The sequence below is a fragment of the Acinetobacter tibetensis genome (assembly GCF_023824315.1).
GTDB classification, from domain to species: domain Bacteria; phylum Pseudomonadota; class Gammaproteobacteria; order Pseudomonadales; family Moraxellaceae; genus Acinetobacter; species Acinetobacter tibetensis.
On sequence record NZ_CP098732.1, the window covers coordinates 1,792,124 to 1,803,926 of the forward strand.

10 protein-coding genes are annotated in these 11,803 nt (G+C 39.2%); 6 read left to right on the forward strand and 4 right to left on the reverse strand.

The genetic code is table 11. From position 1 onward, the window contains the following. Positions 1-21 precede the first annotated feature (21 nt). Positions 22-1,560 carry a threonine ammonia-lyase, biosynthetic gene (ilvA, locus tag M5E07_RS08715; RefSeq protein ID WP_116760642.1) on the forward strand — a complete coding sequence of 513 codons (1,539 nt, stop codon included), beginning with the start codon at positions 22-24 and terminating at the stop codon, positions 1,558-1,560. Between the two features lie 46 nt (positions 1,561-1,606). Here the strand turns inward: ilvA and M5E07_RS08720 are convergent, their stop codons facing one another. Continuing rightward, complete coding sequence (locus M5E07_RS08720) at positions 1,607-2,149, reverse strand: hypothetical protein (RefSeq protein ID WP_252218529.1); 543 nt, start codon at positions 2,147-2,149, stop codon at positions 1,607-1,609. 156 nt (positions 2,150-2,305) lie between these two features. Here M5E07_RS08720 and M5E07_RS08725 point away from each other — a divergent pair, with 156 nt between their 5' ends. Together M5E07_RS08725 and M5E07_RS08730 are read left to right on the forward strand one after the other, a co-directional pair. Continuing rightward, positions 2,306-2,956 (forward strand): potassium channel family protein, encoded by a 651-nt coding sequence (locus M5E07_RS08725; protein WP_116760646.1) that lies wholly within the window; start codon positions 2,306-2,308, stop codon positions 2,954-2,956. A 1-nt stretch (position 2,957) separates the two neighbouring features. After that, complete coding sequence (locus M5E07_RS08730; protein ID WP_116760648.1) at positions 2,958-4,298, forward strand: TrkH family potassium uptake protein; 1,341 nt, start codon at positions 2,958-2,960, stop codon at positions 4,296-4,298. A gap of 258 nt (positions 4,299-4,556) precedes the next feature. On the opposite strand, the gene M5E07_RS08735 is transcribed toward M5E07_RS08730, so the two are convergent. The 3 genes from M5E07_RS08735 to M5E07_RS08745 form a co-directional block, all read right to left on the reverse strand. Further along, entirely contained in the window at positions 4,557-5,711 is a 1,155-nt protein-coding gene (locus tag M5E07_RS08735) for a phospholipase A (RefSeq protein WP_252218530.1), read from the reverse strand. A 26-nt stretch (positions 5,712-5,737) separates the two neighbouring features. Next, on the reverse strand, positions 5,738-8,677 hold the full coding sequence (locus M5E07_RS08740) for an insulinase family protein (RefSeq protein WP_252218532.1): 2,940 nt from the start codon (positions 8,675-8,677) through the stop codon (positions 5,738-5,740). 154 nt (positions 8,678-8,831) lie between these two features. Further along, positions 8,832-9,281 (reverse strand): GNAT family N-acetyltransferase, encoded by a 450-nt coding sequence (locus M5E07_RS08745; protein WP_131323527.1) that lies wholly within the window; start codon positions 9,279-9,281, stop codon positions 8,832-8,834. A gap of 148 nt (positions 9,282-9,429) precedes the next feature. On the opposite strand from M5E07_RS08745, the gene M5E07_RS08750 reads away from it, so the two are divergent. The 3 genes from M5E07_RS08750 to M5E07_RS08760 are packed head-to-tail and all read left to right on the forward strand — an operon-like array spanning position 9,430 to position 11,393. Continuing rightward, positions 9,430-10,437: an adenosine kinase gene (locus M5E07_RS08750; protein WP_116760657.1), complete on the forward strand. Its 1,008-nt coding sequence runs from the start codon at positions 9,430-9,432 to the stop codon at positions 10,435-10,437. 14 nt (positions 10,438-10,451) lie between these two features. Continuing rightward, positions 10,452-10,760 carry a Rieske (2Fe-2S) protein gene (locus M5E07_RS08755; protein WP_165492958.1) on the forward strand — a complete coding sequence of 103 codons (309 nt, stop codon included), beginning with the start codon at positions 10,452-10,454 and terminating at the stop codon, positions 10,758-10,760. A gap of 15 nt (positions 10,761-10,775) precedes the next feature. Further along, complete coding sequence (locus M5E07_RS08760) at positions 10,776-11,393, forward strand: OB-fold-containig protein (protein WP_116760771.1); 618 nt, start codon at positions 10,776-10,778, stop codon at positions 11,391-11,393. Positions 11,394-11,803: the final 410 nt, after the last annotated feature.

Sequence of the window (11,803 nt, forward strand, 5' to 3'; positions counted from 1 at the left end):
ACTGTTAGATGGAAAATTAACATGCTGTCTCGTTTGGTTCGACAAATTTTACAAGCAACGGTATACGACGTTGCAATCGAAACCCCACTCGAAGCAGCGCCACGAATTAGTGAAAAACTAAACAACAACATTCGCTTTAAACGCGAAGACTTACAACCTGTCTTTTCTTTCAAACTACGCGGCGCTTATAACCGTATTAGTCAATTGCCGAAATCTCAGTTGGAACGTGGCGTTATTACTGCTTCAGCAGGTAACCATGCTCAAGGCGTGGCTTTATCTGGTCAAAAGTTAGGTATTCGCGCCATTATTGTTATGCCGAAAACCACACCTGACATTAAAGTACAAGCCGTAAAACGTTTAGGTGGTGATGTTATTCTACATGGTGACTCATTCGATGTTGCCAATAAATATGCCATTCAACGTGCCAAAGATGAAGGTATGACGTTTATTCCTCCTTATGACGATGAACTGGTCATGGCGGGTCAAGGCACCATTGCCAATGAAATTTTACGTCAATGGCGTGATGTCGAATATGTATTCGTTGCTGTGGGTGGTGGCGGTTTAATCGCAGGTATCGCAGCTTATTTAGGCGATGTCGCACCGCATGTCAAAATTATTCCTGTTGAATATGACGAATCGGCTTGTTTAAAAGCAGCGTTTGAAGCCAATGAACGTGTGATTCTACCTCAAGTTGGTCTATTTGCAGATGGTACAGCAGTCGCACAAATTGGTGAAAAACCATTTGAAGTGTTACAACTGCAAAAATCAGATAACTCTGGGCCTATCGTTGAGCGTGACGTTGTACTGGTGAATACTGATGAAATCTGTGCAGCCATTAAAGATACTTATGATGAATGTCGTAGCATTGTCGAACCTTCTGGTGCAATGGCTTTAGCAGGTATTAAAAAATACGTTGAAGAACATAATATTCACGGTAAAAACATGGTGTCAATTGTTTGCGGTGCAAACATGAACTTTGACCGTTTACGCTATATCGCAGAACGTACAGAACTGGGTGAACACAAAGAAGCGATCTTTGCAGTAACTATTCCAGAAGAAAAAGGCTCTTTCCTTAACTTCTGTCGCGCACTACAAGGTCGCAACATTACCGAATTTAACTATCGTGCGAGCAATGCTTCTGCCGCACAAGTTTTTGTAGGGATTAGCCTAAAAAGTGGTGAAAAAGAACGCCACGACATTCATGAGTTACTCAAAACTCAATATGATGTCGATGATCTTTCTGATGACGAAGTTGCAAAACTACACATTCGCTACTTGGTTGGTGGTCATGCAGATTTAGAAAATGAGCGCTTGTTCCGTGTCGAGTTTCCAGAGCGCCCTGGCGCATTGCTCACTTTCCTTGAGCGTTTAGGTCCAACCCATAACATTACCCTATTCCACTATCGTAACCACGGCGCTGCCGAAGGTCGCGTTTTGGTCGGTTTAGAAGCCAGTGATGCCAAACAAAATCCAGATGGCTTAATTGAAACATTGGAAAGTATTACTTATCCATACGTGGAAATTACTAACAATCTTGGTTACCAACGCTTCTTAAAATAATCAATTGAGTCAACCCAAACAGAGTCTTTATGGCTCTGTTTGTCATTTAAATAGACCAAGACATTTCAGAAGGTTGATATTTTTCAACTGTTAAACCAGCACCATCAAATTGCTGATTAAATAACGCACAGAATGCTTCTATTTTTTTCGACTGATTCGGTACGGCAAGCCAATAGTGCTCCTCTCCCCAAAGCAACAATAACGCAAAATTCTGAGATTTCAGGAATTTATAAATTTCATCTAAGATGATTTCTAAAATTTGATCCTGTACTCGATAAAACCGTCCAATCACATGCTCAAATTGTTCATAGTGTTTTAAGATTGGATCTGCGCGTGATTGTATTTGTGCTTGCACCATTTCAATTTCAGTGATCATGTGCTGAAAAACAGGATGTGTTGCCAGTCCATTTTCCAAATATTGATGAATGTTCAATGCAATCAAATATTCAAAAGTTTGTTCATTTTCCTGAGCATTTAACCAAGCTAAAAAATGTTCTGCTTTTGCACGATACTTTTTTTTAGGTAATGGATGCTGTTTCAGCTCAGGAAACCACTTTCTTAACTGTTTATAAATTTTCTTTTCATTCATATGAAAACCCTAATTATTTTATTCATTTTGCTTTTACTACTAAATGTACAGTCAATGCAGCAAAACTTCATTTCAAGTATCAATTAACGCTATGATTAGACATTATGAAATTTTAATGTGTAAATAATAATACACCTAACACAATAAGGACCTAACATGGCTCAATTTGCAGTGATTGGTTTAGGAAGTTTTGGTGCAACTGTTGCAACTGAATTGGTAGAATTAAAGCATGACGTGCTGGGTATCGATAGCAATAAAAAATATGTAGAAAACATTTCTGATGTATTAACCCATGCTGTCATTGCGGATGCAACGGACGAACACGTACTCAATGAATTAAACATTCAAAACTGTGATGCTGTTGTAGTGGCCATTGGGGAAGATATTGAAGCCAGTATTCTCTGTGTTTTACATCTCAAGAATCTTGGCATTGAAAAAATTTGGGTAAAAGCAAAATCAAAATCCCACCATATGATCCTGAGTCATTTGGGAATCAATAAGATTATTCACCCAGAAGAAGATATGGGCGTCCGTGTTGCACAGTCGCTCAGCTATCCAATGGTCAGCCGTTATATGTCTTTGGAAGATGATCGCTATATGGTAAAAATTGAGATTAAAGACAATTTACATGGCACTCGCTTTCAAACCATTTGTGAGTACAACTCAGAAATTAAAGTCATATTACACAAGCGTGGCAAAGATATTTTATATCAGGTAGACCCCAATTTGGTATTACAACATGGTGATATCATTGTGGTTGAGGGTCATTTGGAACAACTACGAAAATTATCGAATCGTTTTAAATAATATGAAAATAATACGAAAAAAGCCCAAAAATACGGTTAACTTAAGCCCTCCTAGCTTATTAGCACTCGGCTTTTTAAGTTTTATCCTCATTGGGACCTTGCTGCTCAAATTACCCATTGCCCATCATGGCGACTTGTCTTGGATACATGCGCTATTCACCGCAACATCGGCAGTAACCATTACAGGCCTGTCTGCTGTCAATGTTGGTGAAGCTTATACTGTATTTGGCAAAGTCGTCATTATGCTATTACTGCAATGTGGTGGTTTAGGTTTTATGACTTTCGCCATTTTAGCCGTGATGAGCCTTTCAAATAAAATTGGGCTAAAACAGCAAATTATGGCGCAGGAAACAATTGGACACACCAGTTTATCCAAGGTCTCTCATACGATTAAAGCGGTTTTGCTGTATTCGTTATTTTTCGAAGCCATCGGCACATGTATTCTCACAATTGCATGGATGCAAGAATATGACTTTTTAAAGGCTTTCTTTTACGCAGCCTTTTATAGTGTTTCTGCCTTTAATAATGGTGGATTTTCTTTATTTCCGAATAGCTTAATGGACTTTTCCAGTCACTACTTCATTACTTTTACCATTAGCATGCTGTATATCATTGGTGGGATTGGTTTCTTGGTCTTAATGGACATTAAACACCAAAGAAGTTGGAAAAAACTCAGCCCAAATAGCAAGCTAATTTTATTAACGATCACAGGTCTTAATCTATGTGCCTTTGTGGCATTTTGGCTATTAGAGGTCAATAATCCTCTTACACTAGCCCCAATGAGCACGATGGAACAAGCCGTTAATGCATGGTTCCATGCGACAGTTCCGCGCTCCTCTGGATTTAACAGTTTAAATGTAGGTGACATGACCGATGCATCTGCACTGGTGACCATGGTGCTCATGTTTATTGGCGGTGGCTCTTTAAGTACGGCAGGCGGTATCAAAGTCGGTACTTTTATTGTTGTCACCTTAAGCGTGATCAGCTTTTTACGCCGTGCTGATGAAATACGTATTTTTAATTTTTCTATCCCACAAAATACGTCATTCAAAGCTATGGCTGTAGTTTCTATTACCGCCATGTTGGTGTTTATTGGATTTTTATCCTTATTGCTGTTAGAACCTAAGCACCATTTCCTCGATTTACTCTTTGAAGCCGTATCGGCAGCCTGCACTGTGGGCCTATCACGCGGTATTACTTCCGACTTACAACCTGCCAGTCAAATTACCTTAATGCTGCTCATGTTTGCAGGTCGACTGGGTCCACTTACTTTAGCCTATATGATTGCCACGCCCAAAAAAACACGCTTAAAACATCCACCTACGGATATTCAGATCGGTTGAAGAATTCAAGATGCATCTCTACTCAAAAGACAAGATGTTTGAGAATTTAAGCAGCATCCAATTTTATTCCCTACAGACAAACCATGAACTAAGCGCAAATAATCAAGTTTAAAGTGAATACAGCGCAATTTACAATACAGAATACCGACGAATAAAAGACTGCAAAACAAAGTGAAAATAAACTACAAAATAATCCCATATTAAAGAAAAAGCCTGAAATTAATATTTCAGGCTTTTTAAAATTCAGATTGGAAATGATCAGTACCAATTGAGTAACGAAACCCCCAACCCGACATAGGTTGCACGATGATTATAATCAATCAAACTTTCCCCATAACCATCAAACAATTGAACATAGCCACGCAATTTACCACTAATTGGAAATGCCCAATCAAATTGAACTGCTCCGTGTGCATCATCACCACCTTTTAATGAGTGACGTAGCATCAATGAAAAATCATGGTCATTCCAACGATAGAATGCGGTTAAATCACCACGACCAATATAGTTTTTAATATCTGGATTATTATCATCTTTCGCATCTTCTTCAATGCGATACCAAGGACGTAACATCAAGGCAAAGTTATCACGTTCAAAACCTACATTAAACATAATGCGGTTCCAACTACGTGATAGTGGATCTGCTCGACCATTCGATTGATGATTTAGGGTTACACCCAATAAGCGCGCATTTAAACCCAATATTTCGTAATTGGTCCGAAACACCAAACTTGCTTCAGGTTCATAGTTGGTTTCACGAAAAGGACGTGATTCATCACCATTATAAACTTGCCAACGTGATGATTGTGTATAGCCCAACCAAACATCACCATTATCACCAAATAAATTTTCCAACGCTTTGGTTTTTAACGATAATTGAAATTTGGCTTCCATTGAGGTGAGGTTGAGTTCCTCACCAGTTGGCACAGTATTGTTTTCGTTCGGACTAGATGGTCGTTCATTTTTATCAGAAGTCCAAAATCCCGGCATCAGATAAACGGGCTGATGCGCACGAATATTCCATGTTCCAAGTTTACTGGCCGTCGACAATTCCCAACGCTTATCTAGCAAAGAGGTATTCGGGTTAATTGCTGGGCCTTCAGCAGCGAAGATATTACTTACACCATGACTAATTTTTTCTTTCAGCGTTTCTGGTTGGGTCGGTTCAGGTGTCAGTTCATTTGCAGCCTGACGTTCAGAAAGAAGTGCTGGTTTTTCTGCCTCAGGTACTTTAAACAAAGTATCGTAACAGACCAAACGATCAGCATTCGATTCTAATGCCACACAGGCTTCTGGGCTTGCTGGCGCAATCGAAGAATCTTGATTCATAGCATGTACATTCGCCACATACAATGAACTGAGCATGATCATGCTCAGTTGCAAAGTAGTGCGTTCAAATAATTTGAACGCCATAAACACACCTCTTATTTTTTATTGTATTAGTTAACCTGATAGATCTTGAAACCAAGCGCTAACAATTCATCTTTTTTCGCCATTGGCGCCACAACAGCCTTATTGGCTTCTTGATTAAGTAAATATTGTTCCGCTACACGCTTCAAATCATCTAATGTCACTGCCAACAAGCGTTCACGTAATTGCTTGCGGAATGCAGGTGTCCGTGCATGCAACAACGCATAGCAAGCAGTAATCGCTTCGCCCGCTGGTGAGCCGGGTTTATCCATAGAAGCAATGAGACCTAAAATGGCTTCTTCCAACTGATGTGCTTGTTGTTCAGTATTCAACAACCAAGCCACACTGGCTTCAAAATCATTAAATGTTTCTGCTAAGCGTGGGTCACGGTAGCTATAGAAGCGGAAAGAACAAGCATTGCCATCATAACTTGCGCCACCACCATAAGCTCCGCCTTTTTCACGGATTGCACTATGTAAGAAACCATTACGCAAATATGCTGCCAATACCATGAGTGGTGCTGCATCAGCGTGTGCGACATCTACAGCAGGATAGGCTGATGCACAAAATTGTACATTGGCTTGAATCAGCCATGCTTCATCTGCATCGGTATCGACCTGCTCAGCAGTTTTTAAAGTTACAGTGTGTTTAGGAACTTCTAACTTGTCCCACACATTTTGAACCTCTTCCACCAAGCGGTCTGATTGATGTTCTTCGCAGACCAACAAGAACTGTTTCGGTGCTTGTAAAAGTTTTAAATGAATCGCTTTTAATTCATTAATCAAATCATCATAAGCCGCTACATCTTTTTCAATACGACTAACCAAATCACCCAGCCAGTTTAATGCACCTAAACCTGTATTATGATAATCACGTTGTGCTAAAGCACTGTGGTTACGTCCCGCAATTTGCATGGCGTAACTATGCCCTGAACCCGAAAGACGCGATGCCCAACGCGTTTTACGTTGCTGTAATAACTCGACAATTCGATCTTTTTCGTCAAAACGTAGCTGTTCAAAAGCCAATTTTAACAAAGCAATACTGTCAAAATTACTCACCAACGATTTAGTGGTCAAAGTTAACCATGCACTAATCTTCTGTTTATCATCCACTTTAGAACGTAAAGAGGCACCCATACCCAAACCACCACTCACTGCGGTTTGCAGTTGTTGTAGCTCAAGATAATTATACTGACCCGCACCAACTTCACCCATCAAAATAGATAACAAGTTAAAGTATGGCGATTGCACTACATCTTGCGGAATTTCAATCAGCACCTGATTATAGTAAATACCATTGGTACCTGCATGATAAAGGTTTAACGGGTAGTCAATACGATTTGAGATAATCTCGCGTAACTGCCCTTGTACAATTTGTAGTTCCGCAGGTACATCTTCCAAGCCTACTTTAGGCAACAAATTTAAGTCATCAGGTGTATCTTGACGAACTTTCAGCGCTTCAGTTTGTGCTTGAATTTCTGCTTTTTCCGCTTCGGTCAGTTGTGCACCAATTTCGGCTAAACGAGCTTTTTCTGCCACCGCTTCCACCGCTGACTTGTTGGCATCAGGCACCAAGGTCATTTGCACGCGATGCGGGTTATCAAGCAAATGTGTTTTGATAAGATTTGATAGCCACATCGGATCCTTGAGTTCTTCTTTCACTGCAGCAATGGCTGAATCGACATCCCAAACCGTGATTGGATCGCTATGGTGAATGGCGCTGCCCAAACCATTTAAGATGAGGCTTAGACCATACGGCATGCCATCACCATTGATTTCACGTTGGTGTAATTCAATTTGATGTAAAATCGCATCGACCATGTTTTGATCGACAGGTTTCGAAGCCACTTCTTCTAAAACTTTAAACACACCTGCTTTAAACTCTGCCGCATGCTCAGGGTTTGAACCTTGTACGCCACAGTAGAAAGTCATTTCATAGTTAGAGTCATCTACACCCATAATTGGGCCTGTAGACTGCGCATAACCGCAAGTCTCTAAATAATGGCGTAGCGGAGAAGCCGAATCTTCCAACAATACACCTTCTACAAGGCGCATACCTAAACGTAGTTTGATCTCACTGGCTTTAGGCAATAACCATGAAATGATGTGATAAGTTTTGTCTTTTAAATCTTCTGCATCCACCGCATAGGTTTCAGTCACTTCAAGTGGCGCAGTCAGACGTCGTTCTTCTTTAGAAAACAGGGTTTCACCTTTTGAAAACTTCGCCAATGCCAAAGTTTCAAATTGTTCTTGTAAGTTGTAAGCAGGCTCATTACCAAAGGTCATGAAAACTGCATTACTTGGGTGATAATGTGACTTATAGAAATTAACTAACTCAGGGTAAGTTAAATCAGGAATGTCTTTAGGGTCACCACCTGAGTTGTAATGGTAAGTTGTTTCAGGGAATAAGTGATGCGCAAGTTGGTGATATAACTGATCTGAAGGCGAACTCATCGCCCCTTTCATTTCATTGAAAACCACACCTTTATATACAGGCTCACCATTTTCAAGCTCAATGCGAATCCCTTCTTGAGCAAAATCTAATGGATTTAAATTGGCTGCAAATGCTGCATCCAAATACACTTCAAGTAAATTCTGGAAATCTTTTTTATTCTGGGTTGCAAATGGATACGCCGTCCAATCCGCAGCGGTAAACGCATTCATAAAAGTATTTAATGAACGTCGAATCATTAAGAAGAACGGATCACGCACTGGGAATTTTTCAGAACCACACAATGCTGTATGTTCTAAAATATGCGCTTCACCTTTTGAATCCATGGGTTGGGTACGAAAAGCCACCAAGAACACATTTTCATCGTGGTTAGTCGCAAGATGATAATGTACAGCGCCAGTCACTTTATGCTGATACTCGGTCACTAAAATATCTAAGGCTTCAACATGGTGTTGACGAATCAACTGAAACGCGGGATGTACAGTTTGGGAAAGGGTTTCAGTCACATCTACAGTCATGTGCGCTCCTAATAATCTTTTAAATAAAACTGAAATGATTATAGCTTTAGTTTGAGCCATAATTCACGTATAAACCCGAGTATTTTATTCAGGTCTGGAACAATACACAGTAACACACTGTGCATTGTGTTAAATGCAGTAAATTACTGAAAAACTAGATTAAATATTTAAAGTAGTTATAGCTTGGATTATTTTCGACCCAAACATAGTTCTGTTTTTGATAAAAATCTGCGGCTAATCGTGTATCCGTATGTAAACAGAGCGCTGAAAAGTTAGGTTTAGCTTTATTTTCCAAGTATGCCAACAGGTCTTTTCCAACGCCATGTCGTCTATATTTGGGGTGTACATAAAAACGTCTTACTCGACCAATTCGGCTTTTTTGCCCATCTTCTTCACGTTGTTGATTTAATCCACCACACCCAATCAGCTTTTCACCATCATAAGCAACTAAAAAAAATTCACCTTCATCCTGAAATCTATTTTTGCCATTGGCAAATTCTTCAATTAAACGCTGAACAATATTGAATCCTTCTTTATTTGCAAGTTTGAGTAAACTATCAATCTGAGTGGGTAATTGTGTCGCTTCTTTAATGATGAGGTCCATGTTTTATCTATTACCTAACACTGGTTTTTGCCTATTAAACAATAAAACACAATCAATTACGCATAATCTTGAATTTTATTCACAAAACTTCTGCAATCCTGAGCATTGGTGTAAACTTAGCGTTTTATTTTAGATGTGATTGAACGACATGACCTCTGTTGATCTTTTTGCAATTGGTAATGCGCTGATTGACCAAGAATTTAAAGTTTCTGATGAATTTCTTACGCAACACAATCTGCAAAAAGGAACCATGCAACTCACTGATGGCGATCAACAAGCAAATTTATATACTCAACTGCAACAGTCTGAAGTTTATAAAGGTCAGGCTTCTGGCGGTTCTGCTGCCAATACAACCGTGGCATTTAGCGCACTTGGTGGTACAGCATTTTATGGCTGCCGCGTAGGTAATGATGAATTAGGTAAAATTTATTTAGACGGCCTAAACGAAGCAGGCATTCAAACCACCGCTAAATCAGTCAGTGATGGTGTAACGGGCACGTGTATGGTTCTGGTCAGCCCTGACTCAGAACGTACTATGCAAACCTACTTAGGTATTACCGCGGAACTTTCTGCAGAACAAATTGACTTCGAACCTTTAAAAAATGCGCAATGGCTTTATATTGAAGGTTATCTATCTACAAGCACTACTGCACGTGTTGCAGTCAAACAAGCCCGTGAAATTGCGCGTGCGAATCAAGTTAAAATTGCCCTGACATTATCTGATCCAGCCATGGTGCAATATGCGCGTGAAGGCCTAAATGAATTGTTAGATGATGGCGTAGATTTACTCTTCTGTAACCAACAAGAAGCCATGATGTATACAGAGACTACGACAGTTGAAGATGCATTGGCTAAATTGAAGCTACATAGTAAATACGTTGTAATTACATTAAGTGCAGAAGGTGCGATTATTTCATCTGAACAAGAAACCATTCGTGTGCCTGGTCGTGCAGTGACTGCGGTTGATGCCAATGGTGCTGGCGATGCATTTGCTGGTTCATTCCTATATGCATTGAACACAGGCGAAAATTTACAGACTGCTGCTGAACTCGCCATTTTAATTTCAAGTGAAGTGGTTTCACAGTTTGGTCCACGTCTTGCCAATCAAGACTATGCACAATTGCTAACAAACTTTCAAAAGAAGGAATGTGCCTAATGCATAAACTTTGTATGACCGAAGACATTCCAGAGCGTGAAGCACGTGCTTTTGAAACGCCGAATGGTGATACGATTTTTATTACACAGCGCGATGGTGCTTTTTTTGCCTATCAGAATGTTTGCCCACATCTACAAGTTGAACTTGAATTTCTTGAAAATCAATTTCTAGACCGTGATCAAGAATATATAGAGTGCTCTACACACGGTGCACTCTTTACCGTAGAAACGGGCGAATGCATATCTGGTCCTTGCCTAGGTCAGTCACTTGAAAAGGTCGAGATAACTGTGCATTCTGATGGTGGAATCTACCTACCTGAATAATATATGGAATTTGCCATGCTTGAGTTAATACACGATATAAATTTAATGCCGTTTCATTTAAGTTTATTAGCACTTGTATTACTCAGCTTGGTAGAAACCATTGGTTACTTTTTACACATTCAACCAAGCCAATTTTTGAAGCGTGTTATTCCTCAAAAACTCGCAGAAGCTCCCTTACTCAACGTAAAATTTTCCAAAATCTTAATTTTAGTCTTCCTGTTGATGAATTTCAGTTTTTCTGGCTATTTTCTTCAATTTAGTTATTTCGCACAACAAGAAAGTTTTTTACCAGCATATTACGTCATTCTTCCCGCATTAATTATCGCAATTTTCTTTACTGTATTTATGATTCATTGCCTAGATCAGGTGATTAGACCTACGCAAATGCAGCTCCAGTCTAATTTGTTGGGTAGACTCGCAACCATTTCAAGTGGTAATGCTCGACCAGGTTTTTCCGCCCAAGCTCGAGTTAGAGATGAATATGGTCAACTGCACTATGTACAAGTCGAACCAGAATTTGGCGAATTAGAATTTCAATCTCAAATTATTTTAATTCGCATTAAACATGCACATTACATCGCCAAAAAAATCTCAAAATCAAATGAACTTTTCTCTAACGACTTACACAAATAAGTAAGCTGTCGAATTCTTAGCGCTCTTCAAGCTTTAATCCTTGCGCTTCTATTCCCCCTTAATACTTTACTAAGTTTAATTCAGCGAATGAATCACAACAGCTCAAGAGCTTCTTGGGTCTGTAGGATAAAAAAAATTACAAATAAGCCTTCCTTACTCCTTTCAATTATGTGTATATTTATTAATCAATAATAAATAACATGAGCATTAATTCAGAAAACTAAATTTCAAACCAACTCTTTTAGTATAGTTTAATAATCAATCTATTTTTAAATAGACTAAAATAGTTTGTTTTATTTTTTTAAATATAAGCATTTTAGTCGGATTTAAACACATTAAATCACAACTGTTTTAGTCAGAAAAATAACATTGATTACCAGAATAAAAATAACACATTTAAATTTACAAGC

Excerpts from the sequence above, each read along its gene's own strand:
- M5E07_RS08735 (WP_252218530.1), bottom strand. The coding sequence starts at position 5,711 with ATGGCGTTCAAATTATTTGAACGCACTACTTTGCAACTGAGCATGATC.
- M5E07_RS08720 (WP_252218529.1), bottom strand. The coding sequence starts at position 2,149 with ATGAATGAAAAGAAAATTTATAAACAGTTAAGAAAGTGGTTTCCTGAG.
- M5E07_RS08730 (WP_116760648.1), top strand. The coding sequence starts at position 2,958 with ATGAAAATAATACGAAAAAAGCCCAAAAATACGGTTAACTTAAGCCCT.
- M5E07_RS08750 (WP_116760657.1), top strand. The coding sequence starts at position 9,430 with ATGACCTCTGTTGATCTTTTTGCAATTGGTAATGCGCTGATTGACCAA.
- M5E07_RS08740 (WP_252218532.1), bottom strand. The coding sequence starts at position 8,677 with ATGACTGTAGATGTGACTGAAACCCTTTCCCAAACTGTACATCCCGCG.
- M5E07_RS08760 (WP_116760771.1), top strand. The coding sequence starts at position 10,776 with ATGCTTGAGTTAATACACGATATAAATTTAATGCCGTTTCATTTAAGT.
- M5E07_RS08745 (WP_131323527.1), bottom strand. The coding sequence starts at position 9,281 with ATGGACCTCATCATTAAAGAAGCGACACAATTACCCACTCAGATTGAT.
- M5E07_RS08725 (WP_116760646.1), top strand. The coding sequence starts at position 2,306 with ATGGCTCAATTTGCAGTGATTGGTTTAGGAAGTTTTGGTGCAACTGTT.
- M5E07_RS08755 (WP_165492958.1), top strand. The coding sequence starts at position 10,452 with ATGACCGAAGACATTCCAGAGCGTGAAGCACGTGCTTTTGAAACGCCG.
- ilvA (WP_116760642.1), top strand. The coding sequence starts at position 22 with ATGCTGTCTCGTTTGGTTCGACAAATTTTACAAGCAACGGTATACGAC.